Origin of the sequence: Streptomyces desertarenae (genome assembly GCF_042681365.1) — a bacterium.
In the GTDB taxonomy this organism is placed as follows: Bacteria; Actinomycetota; Actinomycetes; order Streptomycetales; family Streptomycetaceae; genus Streptomyces; species Streptomyces desertarenae.
On record NZ_JBHUFU010000001.1, the window covers coordinates 477260 to 493246 of the forward strand.

Sequence of the window (15987 nt, forward strand, 5' to 3'; positions counted from 1 at the left end):
GTGACTTCGATTCTTCGGCACGCACAAGCGTACGCCTCGGCTTGTTCGGGTCAGACGGCGCGGGGGAGGGGCGCCTCCTCCTCCAGCACCGCCCGCAGGTGCTTCTCCGCCACCGGCAGCACCTCGGCGACGGACACCCTCCTGCCCAGCTCCTGCGAGAGGGAGGTGACGCCCGCGTCCCGGATGCCGCACGGCACGATGCGGTCGAACCAGGTGTTGTCCGGGTCGCAGTTCAGGGAGAAGCCGTGCATGGTGACGTCCTTGGCGACGCGGACGCCGATCGCGCCGAGCTTGCGGTCCTCACCGCGCTGGCCGGCGTTGGAGGGCGCGTACTCCGGGCCCCGCAGCCGCGGGTCGTACTCCCCGTCCTCGTCCCCCGCCGGCGAGGAGGCGCCCGCCCCGGGGGCGAGGTCCAGCTCCAGCCCGCCCGGCCCGGGCCTGCGCGCCGGGTCGCCCAGCACCCACACCCCGCTGCGGCCCTCGACCCGGGTGGTCTCCAGGCCGAACTCGGCGCAGGTGCGGATCAGGGCCTCCTCCAGCCGCCGCACGTGGGCGATCACGTCCACCGGGCGGGGGAGCCTGAGGATCGGGTAGCCCACCAGCTGGCCGGGGCCGTGCCAGGTGATCTTGCCGCCGCGGTCCACGTCCACCACGGGGGTGCCGTCCAGGGGGCGCTCGCTGTCCTCGGTGCGGCGCCCGGCGGTGTAGACCGGCTGGTGCTCCAGGAGCAGGCAGGTGTCGGGGACCTCGTCGGCGAGGCGCGCCGCGTGGACCTCGCGCTGCCGCTGCCACGCCTCCCGATACTCCACGGCCTCCTCGCCGAAACCCAGGTGGACAAAGCGCAGCTCGCTCACGGCGGGATCCTCCTCGCGGTCCTCGGGCCGCGGTCCGGGCCTTCCCGGGACCTGGCGCGCCCCGGCTGCCACTGTACGGCGCCGCGGGGGAGCGCCGCCGGAAGGGTCCGGGGCGGCCGCCGGGCCCGCGGGGCGGCCTCCCCTCACACGTATGGATGAAAGCCGGCCGCATCCCCCCGACACGCCGCGCGGGACCGCTACATTCGCGCCGTTCCAGCAGGGCGCCCCGGCGTCTGTCGTACCCAAGCCGTGAGGCAGGAGACCGCAAAGCCGATGACGACGGAACGACCTGGGAAGTCTTCCCAGCGCACCCCCAACCGCCAGCTCGCCGCACTCATCGCCGAGGCCGGGTTCTCCAACGCCGGGCTCGCCCGGCGGGTCGACCAACTCGGGTTGGAGCACGGGCTGGACCTCCGGTACGACAAGACCTCGGTGACGCGCTGGCTGCGCGGCCAGCAGCCGCGCGGCACGACGCCGGCCCTGATCGCCGAGGTCTTCACCCGCCGCCTGGGCCGCAGGCTGACCGCGCAGGACCTGGGCCTGGACGCCTGCGCGCCGGTCTACGCGGGCCTGGAGTTCGCGGCCACGCCCAGCGAGGCGGTGGACATCGTCGGCGGGCTGTGGCGCAAGGACACCGGCAGCCACGCCGAGCTGCGCAAGATCGCCTTCACCCCGGCCGGACTGGTGGTGCCCAGCCGGGACTGGCTGATCGGCCGCCCCGACGAGCGCGTCGCGCGCGGCGAGCCCGCCCCCGAGCCCCCGCGCGTGCCCCCGCAGGGCCGCGCGCCCGGGCACACGCCCGCCGCCGTGCCGGCGCCCCGGGCGGCCCAGGCCGCCCGCGTCGAGCGGGTCGAGCGCGGGCCGGGCCAGCGGGTCACCGCCGGGGACGTGGCGGCGCTCCGCTCGGTCGGCGAGCTGTTCCGCAGCCTCGACCACGCCTACGGCGGCGGCCACGCCCGGCAGGCGCTGGTGCGCTACCTCGAGCACGAGGCCGAGCCGATGCTGCGCGGCGCCTACGGGGAGCAGACCGGCCGCCGCCTGTTCGGCGCCGTGGCCGACCTGACCCGCCTGGCGGGGTGGACGGCGTACGACATCGCCGCCCACGGCCTGGCGCAGCGCTACTTCGTGCAGGCGCTGCGGCTGTCGCAGGCCGCCGGGGACCGGGCGTACGGCAGCTACGTCCTGGTGACGATGAGCCGGCAGGCCGTCTACCTCGGGCACGGCCGGGAGGCGGTGCAGCTGGCGCGGGTCGCCCAGCAGGGCGTGGGCTCCTCGGTGCCGCCGGTCGTCCAGTCGCTGCTGCACGCGGTGGAGGCGCGCGGGCACGGGGTGCTGGGCGAGGTGCGGGCCTGCACGGCGTCGATGGCCCGGGCCGAGCGGGCGCTGGAGCAGGCGCGTCCGGGCGACGAGACGCCGCACTGGGCGCGGTTCTTCGACGAGGCGCAGCTCGCCGACGAGTTCGGCCACTGCCACCGGGACCTCCAGCAGTACCGGGCGGCGGCACAGCACGCCGAGCGCTCCCTCCAGCTCAGGGGCGCCGGCTACGTCCGCAGCAGGCTGTTCTGCAAGGTGGTGCTGGCCACGGCCCGGCTGGGCCTGGGCGACGTGGAGCAGGCGTGCGCGCTGGCCGCCGAGGCGGCGCAGCAGGCGTCGGAGATGCGGTCGGTGCGGGCCCACGAGTACGTCAAGGACTTCGAGCGCCGCCTGGAGCCGTACCGGGACGCCACTCCGGTGCGCACCTACCGCGAGCGCGTCGCCGCCCTGGTCTGACGCGCCGGCCGCCGGAGCCCCGGGCGAGCGGGGCCCCGGAGGCGGCCGCGCCGCCGTGCGGCGGCGCGGCCGCACGTCTCACGCCGCGGTGGGCAGCGCCGGGTGCCGCGGGCGCGTCCCGACGCCGAAGTCGCGGCGGAGCGCCTCCGCGGCGCGGCGGGCCGAGCGCAGGGCGCCCTGGACGTCGGGGGAGTCGCGGTGGTCGCCGCAGACGTACAGCCCGTACAGCACCCGGACGGGGCGCCGCGGATCGTGCGGGGCGGGGGCGGCGGGGACGGCCCGCGGATCGTGGTGGGCGACCAGCAGCCGCCAGCGGCCGGTCGGGACGCCGTAGAGGCGGGCCAGCTGGGTGCGGGCGGCCCGCTCCAGCACGGCCGGGGGTTCCGCCGCGGCGGGTCCGAGCACCACCGAGGTGACCAGCGCCCGGCCCGGGCGGGCCCGGGAGGGGTCCACGGCGCTGGCCACGGAGGTGTACGCGACCGGCCCGCTCCGCCCGGCGTCGAGGACCAGCACCGGTCCGGCGGGGGGAGCGGCGTCCTCCGCGGCGTGGTGGAGCACCGTCACGGGGTGGAAGTCCGGCACCCGCAGCCCCGGCAGCAGCTCCGCGGCGTCCCGCGCCCCGGTGGCGATGAGCACCGCGCGGCAGCGCAGGGTGCCCAGCTCGCGCGTGACGACCGCGTCGACCGCCACGGAGAGCACCCGCACCCCGGTGCGGACGGAGCCGGGCGGCAGGCCGGCGGCCAGCGCCCGGGGCAGGGCCGCCGCGCCGCCGGCGGGCAGGCAGAGCCCGCCGCGGGCGAAACCGCGCAGCGCCAGGTCGCCGACGCGGCTGGAGGTCGTCAGCTCCGGGTCGCACAGCAGCGCGCCGAGCAGGGGCCGCAGCACGCCCTCGACCGTGCGGGGCGGCAGGCCGCGGACGGCCGGGAACCGGGCGGCGGGCAGCTCGGGGCGGGACCGCAGCCTCTCGTCGGGGGTCGCGGCGAGCCGGGCGAGCTGGGCGCGCAGCCGGGCGAGGTCCAGGGTGCCGCCCAGTGTCGTGCCCAGGGTGCCGCCCACGGCGGTGCCGCCCGCCGGGCGCCGGGCGCCGGCCAGGGCGCCCACCGCGGCGTACGCGCTCTCGGCCCCCCTGAGGGGCCGGACGGTGCGGGGCGGTGCGATGCGCAGGGCCCGGTCGCCGCTGCGGACCAGCACCCCCGCGGAGAAGGGGCGCAGGACCAGCTGCTCCAGGCCGGGGCAGCGCGCCAGCTCGGGCCAGTCGGACGACAGCGGGCGGCCGCCGCGGTCCAGCCGGTAGCCGTCGACCTCGTCGGTGGCCATCCGGCCGCCGACGTCCTGCGCGGCCTCCAGGACGGTGACCCGCAGTCCGGCCGCGGTCAGATGGCGGGCGGCGGCCAGGCCCGCCAGGCCCGCGCCGATGACGACGACGTCGGTGGTGTCCCGGCCGGTGCCGGGGTTCGGACGGGGCGCGCTGCCGAGCATGTGCCCTCCCGTGGTCGGCGCTGCGGCGCGAGGGGAGATGTCCGCGGGACCGTGTTCGCCCTCCGAAGAGGCGTTCGATCGACTCGCGCTCCCAACGACCCTAGAGAACCGCTCGAGCGGGGCCAGTGGCGCACGGACGGGAGCACGGCCGCACGGCGCTCGCGCACGGGTGTACGGAGGTCGCACACCGCCTCGGGGCCGGCCGCGCACCGCCTCGGGGCCGGCCGCGCACCGCCTCGGGGCCGGCCGCGCACCGCCTCGGGGCCGGGTCAGCGCAGCGCCGCCCGCACGGCGTCCTCGATCCCGGGGAAGGCGAACACGAACCCGGACTCCAGCAGCCGCCGGGGCAGCACCCGCTGGCTGCCCAGCACGTCCCCGGCGAACTCCCCGAGCACCAGGCGCAGCGCCGCCGCGGGCACGGGCAGCACGGCCGGCCGGCGCAGCACCCGCCCCATCGCGGCGGCCACCTCCCGCTGGGTGACCGGCTCGGGCGCGGTGAGGTTGACGGGCCCGGACAGCCCGCCCGTCTCCAGCAGGTGCCGCAGGGCGGCGATGTGGTCGTGCAGCGCGATGTGGCTCCAGTACTGGCGGCCGCCGCCCAGCGGGCCGCCCAGTCCCGCCCTGAAGACCGGGAACAGGCGCCCCCAGGCGCCGCCGTGCCGGGACACCACCAGGCCGGTGCGGGCGTACACCGTCCTGATGCCCGCCTCCTCGGCGGGCGCCGCGGCGGCCTCCCACGCCCGGCAGACGTCGGCGAGGAAGCCGGTGCCGGGCGGCGCGTCCTCGTCCACGGCCCGGTCGCCGGTGTCGCCGTAGTACCCGACGCCGGTGCCGACCACCAGGGTGCGCGGCGGGGCGTCGAGCGAGGCGACGGCCTCGGCGACGGCGGCCGTGCCCAGCACCCGGCTGTCGCGGATCTCGCGCTTGTACGCCTCCGTCCAGCGGTGGTCGCCCACGCCCGCACCCGCCAGGTGCACCACGGCGTCGCTGCCGGCGAGCCCGGCGGTGTCCACGTACCGCCGCCCGGGGTCCCACTCCACCTCGTCCCCGGCACGGGCGGGGCGCCGGACCAGGCGCAGCACCTCGTGGCCGTCCGCGCGCAGGGAGGAGACGAGGGCCCGGCCGATGAGTCCCGAGGAGCCGGTGACGGCGATACGCATGGCCCCATCCTGCTGGACGGGGCGGCCGGGGGCCAGGCAGAGTGACCGGCATGTCCACGCCTGCGCGCCCCGTGCGCCCCTCACGCCCCGTCATACGCCCTGCCGCCGACGAGGACGGCGGAGCGCTGGGGGAGCTGGACCGGCGCACCTGGTCGCCCGTGCACGCGGTCACCCCCCGCCCGCAGCCGCCCTACGACCCGTTCTTCGACGCGGTCCACCGCCCCTGGCAGTTCCTCGTCGCCGAACTGGACGGGGAGCTCGTCGGCTACGTCAAGGTGGCGCGGCCCACCCCGCTGGCCTGCAACGCCCACGTCCGCCAGATCCAGGGGCTGGCGGTGGACGGCCGGGCGCGCGGCCGGGGCGTGGGGCGGGCGCTGCTGCGGGCGGCGATGGACGAGGCGCGGCGGCAGGGCGCCTCCCGGATCACCCTGCGCGTGCTGGGCCACAACGCGCCGGCGCGGGCGCTGTACGAGTCCGAGGGCTTCACCGTGGAGGGCGTGCTGCCCGGGGAGTTCCTGCTGGAGACCGGTTACACGGACGACGTGCTGATGGGGCGTCCGCTGGCCCCCGCCGCGGCCCCCGGGCGCTCCGGGCAGGCCCCCCTCACGGCTCCTCCGGCTCCCTGAACCGCTCCCACAGGCGCGGGTAGCGGGCCGCCAGGGCGCGGTCGTCCTCGAAGGGCGGCGGGGAGCCCTCCGGCTCCGGGGGCGGCTCGGGCACCCCGGGGTCGGGCATCTGGGCGCCGGTGAGCCGCTCGTACGCCTCGTACGGCACGCAGCCCAGGTCCGCGCCCTCGCCGTCGCTCTCCGGGTCGAAGTCGTCCAGCAGTTCGGCGAGCGACTCCGGGTCGTGGAGCGCGCCCTCGAAGACCGCCCGGCCCCGCCCGATCAGCCAGCAGCGGAAGGAGTCGAAGGCGTCGTCGCTCGCCCCGTCCAGCAGCACCCAGGCCGCGCCCCACAGGTCCCAGCGCCAGGCCCGGTTCACCCGGGTCTCGAAGTGGTGGGCGAAGTCCACGACCGTCTCCGGGTCGAGCGCGGACAACCGCTCGGCCAGCAGGTCGGCGTGGTCCTCCGGATCGCCGCCGGAGACCTCGCGGGTGGTGTCGACCAGCTCCCAGAACTCCGCCTCGTGCATCGTCACGGCTCCAGCATCCGCCCGGCGCGCCCGGCCTGCACGCGCAACGCCGGAGCGGAACACACCGGCGGGAAAACCCGACAGGAGGTGTCGGGTATCGGTGCCAGTGTGCGTGTGGGGGCCGGGCGGCCCGCCGACGAGGCGGGCGCGCCGGACGCCCCCGGCCGTGTACCGGCGGTGCGCGCCGGACACCCCGGAAGCCGCAGACCACGGAAGGAGCGGGCACATGGACAGGGAGCACCCGGGCGCGGAGGCGGCGCGGGCGGGGGAGCCGGCCGGCGCGCTCGGCGGAAAGGTCGCCCTGGTGGCCGGAGCCACCCGGGGCGTCGGCCGGGCGACCGCCGTGGAGCTGGGGCGGGCCGGCGCCACGGTGTACGTCACCGGCCGCACCACCCGCGAGCGCGTCAGCGAGGTGGGCCGCCCCACCGAGACCATCGAGGAGACCGCCGACCTGGTCACGGCGGCGGGGGGCACCGGCATCGCGGTCCCCGTCGACCACCTCGAACCGGAGCGGGTGCGCGCCCTGGTGGAGCGGATCGACCGCGACCACGGGCGGCTGGACGTCCTGGTCAACGACGTCTGGGGCGGCGACCACCTGCTCGACTTCGACACGAAGGTGTGGGAGGTCGGACTGGACAAGGGCCTGCGCATGCTGCGCCTGGGCGTCGAGACCCACCTGGTCACCAGCCACTTCGCCCTGCCTCTGCTGATCCGGCGGCCGGGCGGGCTGGTGGTGGAGGTCACCGACGGCACGGCGGAGTACAACGGCCCCCGCTACCGCGGCAACCTCTTCTTCGACCTCGCCAAGAACGCCCCGATCCGGATGGCCTTCGGCCTCGCCGAGGAGCTGAAGGAGTACGGCTGCGCGGCGGTCTGCGTCTCCCCGGGCTTCCTGCGCTCGGAGGAGATGCTCGACAGCCTCGGGGTGACGGAGGAGAACTGGCGCGACGCCGTCGCCAAGGAACCGCACTTCGCGATCGCCGAGTCGCCCGCCTACCTCGGCCGGGGCATCGCGGCGCTGGCGTGCGACCCCGGGGCGGCGCGCTGGAGCGGCCGGTCGCTCTCCAGCGGGCAGCTCGCCCGCGAGTACGGCCTCACCGACACCGACGGCTCGCGCCCGGACGGCTGGCGGTACTTCATCGAGGTCGTCCACGGCGGCCGGGAGGCGGACGTGGAGGAGTACCGCTAGCCGCCCTGGGCGGGCGCCCCGCGGCGGGGCGCCCGCCGGTAGAGCGCGGCCGTGCGCTCGGCCGCCCGCGCCATGCGCTCGCGCAGCGCGGGCGGCTCCAGCACCTCGCACTCCGGACCCAGGGCGAGCAGCTGCGTGTAGGCCACGTCCTGGGACTCCACGGGCAGGGTGACGGTGGTCCGCCCCCGCCCGTCGGTCTCCGCCCGCTCCAGCGCCTCCTCGGCCGCCGCCCGGTCCACGGCGTACCGCAGCGCCCGTACGCCCGCGCCGGTCAGCCGCACCACGACGGTCTCGCGCAGGATCGAGCGGGCGAAGGAGGCGGCGCGCTCCTCCCAGAAGGCGGGCAGGTCGAACCCCTCGTCCCGCGCGAACCGCTCGGCCAGCGGCTCGGCGGAGACCAGGCGGTCCACCCGGTAGACGCGGTGCCCCCCGCCCGGACCGCGGCCGCCTTCGGCGCCGCCGGCGGCCCGCGCGACCAGGTACCAGACGCCGGCCTTGAGGACCAGGCCGTACGGCTCCAGCGTCCGCTCCACCTCCTCACCGCCCCGGCGCCGGTAGCGCACCGCCAGGCGCCGGTCGTCCCACACCGCCCCGGCGACCGCCGGCAGCCCGCCGGGCGTCTCGGGCGGCTGCCACCAGGCGGGGGCGTCCAGGTGGAACCGCTGCGCCGCGCTGCGCGGGGCGTCGGCCAGTTCGGGGGTGAGCGCCGCGGCCACCTTCAGCCGGGCCGCCGACGCCGCGTCCGCCAGCCCCATGTCCCGCAGCGCGCCGGGCACCCCGGACAGGAACAGTGCCTCCGCCTCGTCGCGCCCGAGCCCCGTCAGCCGGGTGCGGTAGCCGCCCACCAGCCGGTAGCCGCCCGCCCGGCCCCGGTCCGCGTAGACGGGGATGCCCGCCTCCGACAGGGCCAGCGCGTCGCGGGCGACGGTCCGCTCGGAGACCTCCAGGTACTCCGCCAGCTCGGCGGCGGTCATCGACCGCCGGGTCTGGAGCAGCAGCACCATCTTGATCAACCGGGCAGCGCGCATGGGGACATCATCCCGCCGGCGGCGCCCCGGGCCACCGGCCGGGGCGCGCTCCAAGACACCGCCGGAGCGCGCGGCGTTCCCTGCGCTGTTAGCGTGCTGTCACCTCACAAGGCTCGAACGCCAAGGAAAGTCGCACATGGCTACTGAATCCAGCGGCGCACCGTCCCGCGCGCAATGGGGGTCCCGCACGGGCTTCCTGATGGCGGCGATCGGCTCGGCCGTCGGACTGGGCAACATCTGGCGCTTCCCGTCGGAGGCGTACAGGAACGGCGGTGGCGCGTTCATGCTGCCCTACCTGATCGCCCTGCTGACGGCAGGCATCCCGATGCTGATCCTCGAATACACCGTCGGCCGCCGCTACCGGAAATCACCGCCGGCCGCGTTCCGCCGCATGGCCCGCCCGGCGCAGGTGATCGGCTGGTGGCAGGTGGCGATCTCGTTCGTCATCGCCGTCTACTACGCCGTCATCCTCGCCTGGGCCGTCCGCTACATCGGCTTCTCCCTCACCGAGAGCTGGGGGGACGACGCGGACGCCTTCTTCTTCGGCGAGTTCCTGCGCACCGCCGAGCAACCGGGCTGGATCTCCTCCTACGTCGGCGGGGTCCTCTGGCCGCTGCTCGCGGTCTGGGCCGTGGTGCTGGCCATCCTGGCCCTGGGCGTGCGGCGCGGCATCGAACGGGCGAACAGGATCTTCATCCCGCTGCTGGTGGTCTTCTTCGCCGTCCTGGTGGTCCGGGCGCTCACCCTGGACGGTGCCGCCACCGGTCTGGACGCGCTCTTCTCGCCCGACTGGGAGGCCCTGACCAAGGGCAGCGTCTGGGTGGCGGCCTACGGGCAGATCTTCTTCTCCCTCTCGGTCGGCTTCGGCATCATGGTCACCTACGCCTCCTACCTGCGGCGCCGCGCCGACCTGACGGGCTCGGCGCTGGTCGCCGGCTTCGCCAACAGCTCCTTCGAGGTCCTGGCGGGCATCGGCGTCTTCGCCACGCTCGGCTTCCTCTCCGTCTCCAGCGGCACACCGGTGGACGAGACCGTCACCAGCGGCATCGGGCTGGCCTTCGTCGCCTTCCCGACGATCATCTCCACCATGCCGCTGGGCGCCCTGTTCGGGTTCCTGTTCTTCGCCTCCCTGGTGATCGCCGGCCTGACCTCGCTGATCAGCATCGTGGAGGTGGTGGTCGCCGCGGTGCAGGACCGGACCGGCATCGGGCGCCTCCCGGCCGTCCTGGGCGTCGGCGGTGTGCTGGCCGCGATCTCCGTGCTGCTCTTCCCGACCGACAGCGGGCTGTACCTGCTGGACGCCGCCGACCACTTCATCAACCAGTACGGCATCGTCCTGGCGGCCCTGGTCGCCGTGGTCACCGTCGCCTGGGTGCTGCGCCGCCTGCCGGTGCTCCAGAGGGACGCGGACGCCACCTCGGCCGTCCGGCTGGGCGTGTGGTGGCGCATCGCCCTGGGTGTGGTGACCCCCCTGGTGCTGACCTGGATGATGATCGACAGCCTGCGGGCGGAGTTCGGGGAGCGCTACGGCGGCTACCCGGGGGACTTCCTGTTCTGGTCCGGCTGGGCGGTCGCCCTGGGGGCGCTGGCCGCCGCGGTCCTGGCGTCCCTGATCCCCTGGCGCGGCGAGCCCGCGGGCAGGGAACCGGACGACACGGCGGACGCCGGGCCGGACGGGCCCGGCCGTACGGAAGGGGACCGGTGATGTCGACGGGAGCCGTCGTGATGATGGCCGTCACCATGGTGGTGGTGTGGGGCGGGCTGCTGGCCGCCGTCCTCAAGCTGCGCAGCCACCCCGACGAGCAGCAGGAGCCGGAGCCCGGCGCGGAGGGCGGGAAGCCCTGACGGTACCGCGCAGGCCCCGGACCGCCGCACCGGCGGTCCGGGGCCTGCGGCACGTCAGGCCAGGCCGTAGCGCTCGGCGGCCTCGCGCACCGTCTGCCGCTTGACCTCGCCGCGCCGGGCCAGCCGGTCCAGGGCCGCCACCGCGATCGACTCGGCGTCCACCCCGAAGTGGCGGCGGGCCGCCTCGCGGGTGTCGGAGAGCCCGAAGCCGTCGGTGCCCAGCGAGGACCAGTCCTGCTCCACCCAGGGGGAGATCTGGTCCGGGACCGCCCGCATCCAGTCGCTGACGGCGAGGACCGGACCGGGTGCGCCCTGCAGGACGCGGGTGACGTACGGGGTCCGGTCCTCGCCCTTGAGCTGCGCCGCGTCGCAGGACAGGGCATCGCGGCGCAGCTCGCTCCAGGAGGTGGCGGACCACACGTCGGCGGTCACGCCCCAGTCGTCGGCGAGGAGGCGCTGGGCGTCCAGCGCCCAGTGGATCGCCGTGCCCGAGGCCAGCAGCTGGATCCGGGGCGCGTCGGGGGCGGCGGGAGTGCCCTCGCGGAAGCGGTACAGGCCCCGCAGGATGCCCTCCTCGACGCCCTCGGGCATCGGCGGCTGGACCGTGGGCTCGTTGTAGACGGTCAGGTAGTAGAAGACGTCCTCCGGCTCCGGCCCGTACATCCGGCGCAGGCCGTCGCGCACGATCACCGCGATCTCGTAGGCGAACGCCGGGTCGTAGTTGAGCGAGGCCGGGTTGGTGGCCGCGATCAGGTGCGAGTGCCCGTCGGCGTGCTGCAGGCCCTCGCCGGTGAGCGTGGTGCGGCCGGCGGTGGCGCCGACGACGAAGCCGCGGCCGAGCTGGTCGGCGAGCTGCCACATCTGGTCGCCGGTGCGCTGCCAGCCGAACATCGAGTAGAAGATGTAGAACGGGATCATCGGCTCGCCGTGCGTGGCGTACGAGGTGGCGGCGGCGATGAAGTCGGCCATGGCGCCGGCCTCGGTGATCCCCTCGTTGAGGATCTGGCCGTCCCTGGCCTCCTTGTAGTACATCAGCTGGTCGCGGTCGACCGGCTCGTACGTCTGGCCCTTGGGCGAGTAGATGCCGGCCGAGGGGAACAGCGACTCCATGCCGAAGGTGCGGGCCTCGTCGGGGACGATCGGCACCCAGCGCCTGCCGGTCTCCCGGTCCCGCATCAGCTCCTTGACCAGGCGCACGAACGCCATGGTCGTGGCCATCTCCTGCTTGCCCGACCCCTTCTGCAGGGCCTGGAAGGCGCGCTCGGAGGGCTCGGGCAGCGCCGGGACGGGGTGCGTGCGGCGGGCCGGGGCGGGACCGCCGAGGGCGGCGCGGCGCTCGGCGAGGTAGCGGACCTCGGGGGAGTCGGGGCCCGGGTGGCCGTAGGGCACCGTGCCGCCGTCGAAGGCGCTGTCCGGGATCGGCAGGCCGAGCCGGTCGCGCATGTCCCTGAACTCGTCGACCGACAGCTTCTTCATCTGGTGGTTGGCGTTCTTGGACTCGAAGCCCCTGCCGAGGGTGTGGCCCTTGACCGTCTGCGCCAGGATCACGGTCGGCGCGCCCTCGTGCGCCAGGGCGGCCCGGTAGGCCGCGTAGACCTTGCGGGGCTCGTGGCCGCCGCGCGAGGTGCCGAAGCACTCGTCGATCTTCGCGTCGGTCAGCAGCCGCGCCATCTCCGCCAGCGCCGGGTCGGCGCCGAAGAAGTGCTCGCGGACGTAGGAGGCGTCACGGGCGGCATACGTCTGGAACTGCGCGTCCGGGACCTGTCGCAGCCGCCTGACCAGCGCCCCCGTGGTGTCCAGGGCGAACAGCTCGTCCCAGGCCGAGCCCCACAGCGTCTTGATCACGTTCCAGCCCGCGGCGCGGAACTGGGCCTCCAGCTCCTGCACGACCTTGAAGTTGGCGCGGACCGGTCCGTCGAGGCGCTGGAGGTTGCAGTTGACGACGAAGGTCAGGTTGTCCAGCTCCTCGCGCGCGGCGAGGGCGAGCGCTGCGGTCGACTCCGGCTCGTCCATCTCGCCGTCGCCGAGGAAGGCCCAGACGTGGGAGCCGGAGGTGTCCTTGATGCCGCGGCCGGCCAGGTAGCGGTTGAACCGGGCCTGGTAGATCGCGGAGAGCGGGCCCAGCCCCATGGAGACGGTCGGGAACTCCCACAGCCAGGGCAGCCGGCGCGGGTGCGGGTAGGAGGGCAGGCCGTTCCCGCCGGCCTCCTGGCGGAAGTTGTCCAGCTGGGCCTCGGTCAGCCGGCCCTCCAGGAAGGCGCGGGCGTAGATGCCGGGGGAGGCGTGGCCCTGGAGGTAGAGCTGGTCGCCGGAGCCGGGTGCCTCGGCGGACTCCTTGCCCCGGAAGAAGTGCTGGAAGCCGACCTCGTAGAGCCAGGCCGCCGAGGCGTAGGTGGCGATGTGGCCGCCCACGCCCAGCCGGCTGGCGCGGGTGACCATGGCGGCGGCGTTCCAGCGGTTCCAGGCGGTGATCCGCCGCTCCATCTCCTCGTCGCCGGGGAAGTCGGGTTCGGCGGCGGTGGGGATGGTGTTGACGTACTCCGTCTCCACCAGCGGGGGGAGGGCGAGGCCGGTGCGTCCGGCGTGCTCCAGGGTGCGCCGCATCAGGTAGGCGGCCCGGTGCGGACCGGCCTCACGGGTGACGGCGTCGAGGGAGGCGGCCCACTCGGCGGTCTCCTCGGGATCGCGGTCGACGAGCTGGTCCAGCTCGCTGGGGATGCGTTCGGCGTCAGGCATGGTGGCCGCCTTCCGGACAACAGGACGGAACGGGGGTGGGGGGTGTCGCACCCATGTCCGGACTGTACGCCCACGATCGATGATCGATCAAAGGGCGGGAGGAGAAAAACCGCCTCCGCGCCGAAATTGGCATTCAGTGCCCCTGATCAGGCACGCGGTGCACATCCGAGGACGTGCTCCTTGACCAGCTCGCCGATGCGCGGATCGCGCCTGCGGAACGCCTCGACGACCGCCTCGTGCTCCTCGGCGTACGACTGCTGGCGGGTGCCCAGCCAGCGGATGGCGAGCGTGGTCCACACGCCGATGCCCAGCGACTCCCAGGTGTGCAGCAGCACGCTGTTGCCGGCCGCCCGCACCAGCTCCCGGTGGAAGGCGACGGTGTGCCGCACCTGGGCCTCGCCGTCCCCGGCCCGGTCGGCCCCGTACAGCAGCGCCACGTGCTCCTCCAGCGCCGAGACGTCCCGCGCCAGCCGGTCGGCCGCCAGCTCGGCGGCGATCTGCTCCAGCCCGGCGCGCACCGGGTAGATCTCCTCCAGGTCGGCCGCGGTCAGGTTCCGCACCCGCACGCCCTTGTTCGGCGCCGACTCGATCAGCCGCAGCGCCTCCAGCTCGCGCAGCGCCTCCCGCACCGGCGTCTGGCTGACCTCCAGCTCCGTGGCGATCCGCCGCTCCACGATGCGCTCACCCGGCTTCCAGCGCCCCTGGACGATGCCCTCCACGATGTGCTCGCGGATCTGCTCGCGCAGGGAGTGGACGACGGGAGGGGTCATGGGTGCTCCTTGCGGGGACGGGGACGGGGGGCGGGCCACCGACGATACGGCGGCCGGTAACGGCGGCGCCCCCGCCCGGGGATCCGGGCGGGGGCGCCGACGGCTGTCGCGGGCCGGTCAGGGCCGGGTCACAGACCCAGCTCGCCCTCGAACTCGCCGGCCTCCAGACGGGCCTTGACGTCCGTCAGGTAACGGGCGGCGTCCGCGCCGTCGACCAGCTGGTGGTCGTAGGACAGGGTCAGGTAGACCATGTCCCGGATGGCGATGGTCTCGCCCAGCTCCGGGTGGTCGACCACGACCGGGCGGCGCACGGTGGCGCCGATGCCCAGCTCGGCCACCTGCGGGTAGTTCACGATGATCGTGTCGAACAGCGCACCGCGCGAACCGGTGTTGCTGATCGTGAACGTACCGCCGGACATGTCGTCCGGGCTGAGCTTGCCGGTGCGGACCTTGCCCGCCAGCTCCGCGGTCTTCTTGGCGATGCCGGCGAGGCTCAGGTCGCCCGCACCCTTGATGACCGGGACCATCAGGCCCTTCTCGGAGTCCACCGCGATGCCGATGTTCTCGACGTCGTGGTAGGTCACCGTGCCGTCGTCGTTGATCTTGGCGTTGATCGACGGGTGGGCCTTCAGCGCCTCGGCGGCGGCCTTGACGAAGAACGGCATCGGGGAGAGCTTGACGCCCTCGCGGGCCAGGAAGTCCTCCTTGGCCCGGGCCCGCAGCCGCATGATCCGCGTGACGTCCACCTCGACCACGGAGGACAGCTGCGCCTGGCTGTGCAGCGCCTTCATCATGTTCTCGGCGATGACCTTGCGGATGCGGGTCATCGGCACCGTCTGGCCGCGCAGCGGCGACGGCTTGGCCGGCGCCGCGGTGCGGCCGGCCGACGGTGCGGCGGCCGGGGCCGGGGCGGCGGCCTGCGCCTTGGCGGCCTCGGCGGCGGCCACGACGTCCTGCTTGCGGATGCGGCCGCCGACGCCGGTGCCCTTGACGGTGGACAGGTCGACGCCGTTCTCGGCGGCGAGCTTGCGCACCAGCGGGGTCACGTAGGCGCCCTCGCCGCCCGCCGGGGCGGCTGCGGGGGCCGGGGCGGGCTGCGCCTGCTGGGCCGGGGCCGGGGCGGGCTGCTGCGCGGGGGCGGGCTCGGGCTGGGCCTGCCGCTGCGGCTCGGGCTGCTGCGCGGGGGCCGGCTCGGGCTGTGCCGGGGCCTGCTGGGCCGGGGCGGGCTCGGGCTGCGGCTCGGGCTGGGCCTGCTGCTGCGGCTCGGGCTGCTGCGCCGGGGCCGGGGCGGGGGCCTCGGCCTGCGGGGCCGGGGCGGCACCGGCGGCACCGATCACGGCCAGCTTGGCGCCGACCTCGGCGGTCTCGTCCTCGCCCACCACGATCTCCAGCAGGGTGCCGGAGGCGGGGGCGGGGATCTCGGTGTCGACCTTGTCGGTGGAGACCTCCAGCAGGGGCTCGTCCGCCTCGACCTCGTCGCCCACCGACTTCAGCCAGCGGGTGACGGTGCCCTCGGTGACGGACTCGCCCAGCGCCGGGAGCACCACGTCGGTGCCCTGCGCGCCGCCGGACGGGGCCTGCTGCTGCGCGGGGGCCGGCTCGGGCTGCGCCGGGGCCTGCTGGGCCGGGGCGGGCTCGGGCTGCGGCTCGGGCTGGGCCTGCTGCTGCGGTTCGGGCTGCGCCGGGGCCTGCTGCGCCGGGGCGGCGGACTCGGCCGGGGCGCCGCTGCCGTCGTCGATCACGGCCAGCTCGGCACCGACCTCGACCGTCTCGTCCTCGGCCACCTTGATGGAGGACAGGACGCCGGAGGCGGGGGCGGGGATCTCGGTGTCGACCTTGTCGGTCGACACCTCCAGCAGGGGCTCGTCGGCCTCGACGCGCTCACCCTCGGCCTTCAGCCAGCGGGTGACGGTGCCCTCGGTGACGCTCTCGCCGAGCGCCGGCAGGGTTACGGAAACCGCCATGGTTTCGGTTGCTCCTAACGAAATGTGCGAGTGTCGTGGTGCGGTCGCGCCCGGAGAG

General features: G+C 75.5%; 13 protein-coding genes. 5 read left to right on the forward strand and 8 right to left on the reverse strand.

Annotation, left to right across the window (positions count from 1 at the left end):
- Positions 1-50 precede the first annotated feature (50 nt).
- Complete coding sequence (lipB, locus tag ACFSJS_RS02085) at positions 51-854, reverse strand: lipoyl(octanoyl) transferase LipB (protein ID WP_380896002.1); 804 nt, start codon at positions 852-854, stop codon at positions 51-53.
- A 273-nt stretch (positions 855-1127) separates the two neighbouring features.
- Here lipB and ACFSJS_RS02090 point away from each other — a divergent pair, with 273 nt between their 5' ends.
- Positions 1128-2624 carry a regulator gene (locus ACFSJS_RS02090; RefSeq protein ID WP_380896004.1) on the forward strand — a complete coding sequence of 499 codons (1497 nt, stop codon included), beginning with the start codon at positions 1128-1130 and terminating at the stop codon, positions 2622-2624.
- Positions 2625-2702: 78 nt separating this feature from the next.
- On the opposite strand, the gene ACFSJS_RS02095 is transcribed toward ACFSJS_RS02090, so the two are convergent.
- The gene (locus ACFSJS_RS02095) at positions 2703-4103 is read right to left on the reverse strand and encodes an FAD-dependent oxidoreductase (RefSeq protein ID WP_380896006.1); all 1401 of its coding nucleotides are present in this window, start codon (positions 4101-4103) and stop codon (positions 2703-2705) included.
- 269 nt (positions 4104-4372) lie between these two features.
- Complete coding sequence (locus tag ACFSJS_RS02100; protein WP_380896008.1) at positions 4373-5263, reverse strand: TIGR01777 family oxidoreductase; 891 nt, start codon at positions 5261-5263, stop codon at positions 4373-4375.
- A 50-nt stretch (positions 5264-5313) separates the two neighbouring features.
- Between ACFSJS_RS02100 and ACFSJS_RS02105 the strand changes: the two genes are divergently transcribed.
- Positions 5314-5889 (forward strand): GNAT family N-acetyltransferase, encoded by a 576-nt coding sequence (locus ACFSJS_RS02105; protein ID WP_380896010.1) that lies wholly within the window; start codon positions 5314-5316, stop codon positions 5887-5889.
- On the opposite strand, the gene ACFSJS_RS02110 is transcribed toward ACFSJS_RS02105, so the two are convergent.
- Positions 5867-6397, reverse strand: a complete 531-nt coding sequence (locus ACFSJS_RS02110; protein ID WP_380896765.1) for a DUF4240 domain-containing protein — start codon at positions 6395-6397, stop codon at positions 5867-5869. The genes ACFSJS_RS02105 and ACFSJS_RS02110 overlap by 23 nt on opposite strands.
- A 226-nt stretch (positions 6398-6623) precedes the next feature.
- On the opposite strand from ACFSJS_RS02110, the gene ACFSJS_RS02115 reads away from it, so the two are divergent.
- Positions 6624-7586 (forward strand): SDR family oxidoreductase, encoded by a 963-nt coding sequence (locus ACFSJS_RS02115; protein ID WP_380896012.1) that lies wholly within the window; start codon positions 6624-6626, stop codon positions 7584-7586.
- Here the strand turns inward: ACFSJS_RS02115 and ACFSJS_RS02120 are convergent.
- Positions 7583-8614, reverse strand: coding sequence for a helix-turn-helix transcriptional regulator (locus ACFSJS_RS02120; RefSeq protein WP_380896013.1), 1032 nt, complete (start codon positions 8612-8614; stop codon positions 7583-7585). The genes ACFSJS_RS02115 and ACFSJS_RS02120 overlap by 4 nt on opposite strands.
- Positions 8615-8750: 136 nt before the next feature.
- On the opposite strand from ACFSJS_RS02120, the gene ACFSJS_RS02125 reads away from it, so the two are divergent.
- On the forward strand, positions 8751-10319 hold the full coding sequence (locus tag ACFSJS_RS02125; protein WP_380896015.1) for a sodium-dependent transporter: 1569 nt from the start codon (positions 8751-8753) through the stop codon (positions 10317-10319).
- Complete coding sequence (locus ACFSJS_RS02130) at positions 10319-10459, forward strand: methionine/alanine import family NSS transporter small subunit (RefSeq protein WP_380896017.1); 141 nt, start codon at positions 10319-10321, stop codon at positions 10457-10459. The genes ACFSJS_RS02125 and ACFSJS_RS02130 overlap by 1 nt, the downstream gene beginning before the upstream one ends.
- A 54-nt stretch (positions 10460-10513) precedes the next feature.
- Here the strand turns inward: ACFSJS_RS02130 and aceE are convergent, their stop codons facing one another.
- The 3 genes from aceE to sucB form a co-directional block, all read right to left on the reverse strand.
- Positions 10514-13195 (reverse strand): pyruvate dehydrogenase (acetyl-transferring), homodimeric type, encoded by a 2682-nt coding sequence (aceE, locus tag ACFSJS_RS02135; protein ID WP_380896019.1) that lies wholly within the window; start codon positions 13193-13195, stop codon positions 10514-10516.
- 146 nt (positions 13196-13341) lie between these two features.
- The gene (locus ACFSJS_RS02140; protein WP_380896021.1) at positions 13342-13965 is read right to left on the reverse strand and encodes a GntR family transcriptional regulator; all 624 of its coding nucleotides are present in this window, start codon (positions 13963-13965) and stop codon (positions 13342-13344) included.
- A gap of 128 nt (positions 13966-14093) precedes the next feature.
- Entirely contained in the window at positions 14094-15929 is a 1836-nt protein-coding gene (gene sucB / locus ACFSJS_RS02145) for a 2-oxoglutarate dehydrogenase, E2 component, dihydrolipoamide succinyltransferase (protein WP_380896023.1), read from the reverse strand.
- Positions 15930-15987: the final 58 nt, after the last annotated feature.

What these genes read in the sequence shown, in the direction of transcription:
- ACFSJS_RS02090 (WP_380896004.1), top strand. Translation starts at nt 1,128, where the DNA reads ATGACGACGGAACGACCTGGGAAGTCTTCCCAGCGCACCCCCAACCGC.
- ACFSJS_RS02095 (WP_380896006.1), bottom strand. Translation starts at nt 4,103, where the DNA reads ATGCTCGGCAGCGCGCCCCGTCCGAACCCCGGCACCGGCCGGGACACC.
- ACFSJS_RS02100 (WP_380896008.1), bottom strand. Translation starts at nt 5,263, where the DNA reads ATGCGTATCGCCGTCACCGGCTCCTCGGGACTCATCGGCCGGGCCCTC.
- ACFSJS_RS02105 (WP_380896010.1), top strand. Translation starts at nt 5,314, where the DNA reads ATGTCCACGCCTGCGCGCCCCGTGCGCCCCTCACGCCCCGTCATACGC.
- ACFSJS_RS02110 (WP_380896765.1), bottom strand. Translation starts at nt 6,397, where the DNA reads ATGCACGAGGCGGAGTTCTGGGAGCTGGTCGACACCACCCGCGAGGTC.
- ACFSJS_RS02115 (WP_380896012.1), top strand. Translation starts at nt 6,624, where the DNA reads ATGGACAGGGAGCACCCGGGCGCGGAGGCGGCGCGGGCGGGGGAGCCG.
- ACFSJS_RS02120 (WP_380896013.1), bottom strand. Translation starts at nt 8,614, where the DNA reads ATGCGCGCTGCCCGGTTGATCAAGATGGTGCTGCTGCTCCAGACCCGG.
- ACFSJS_RS02125 (WP_380896015.1), top strand. Translation starts at nt 8,751, where the DNA reads ATGGCTACTGAATCCAGCGGCGCACCGTCCCGCGCGCAATGGGGGTCC.
- ACFSJS_RS02130 (WP_380896017.1), top strand. Translation starts at nt 10,319, where the DNA reads ATGTCGACGGGAGCCGTCGTGATGATGGCCGTCACCATGGTGGTGGTG.
- aceE (WP_380896019.1), bottom strand. Translation starts at nt 13,195, where the DNA reads ATGCCTGACGCCGAACGCATCCCCAGCGAGCTGGACCAGCTCGTCGAC.
- ACFSJS_RS02140 (WP_380896021.1), bottom strand. Translation starts at nt 13,965, where the DNA reads ATGACCCCTCCCGTCGTCCACTCCCTGCGCGAGCAGATCCGCGAGCAC.
- sucB (WP_380896023.1), bottom strand. Translation starts at nt 15,929, where the DNA reads ATGGCGGTTTCCGTAACCCTGCCGGCGCTCGGCGAGAGCGTCACCGAG.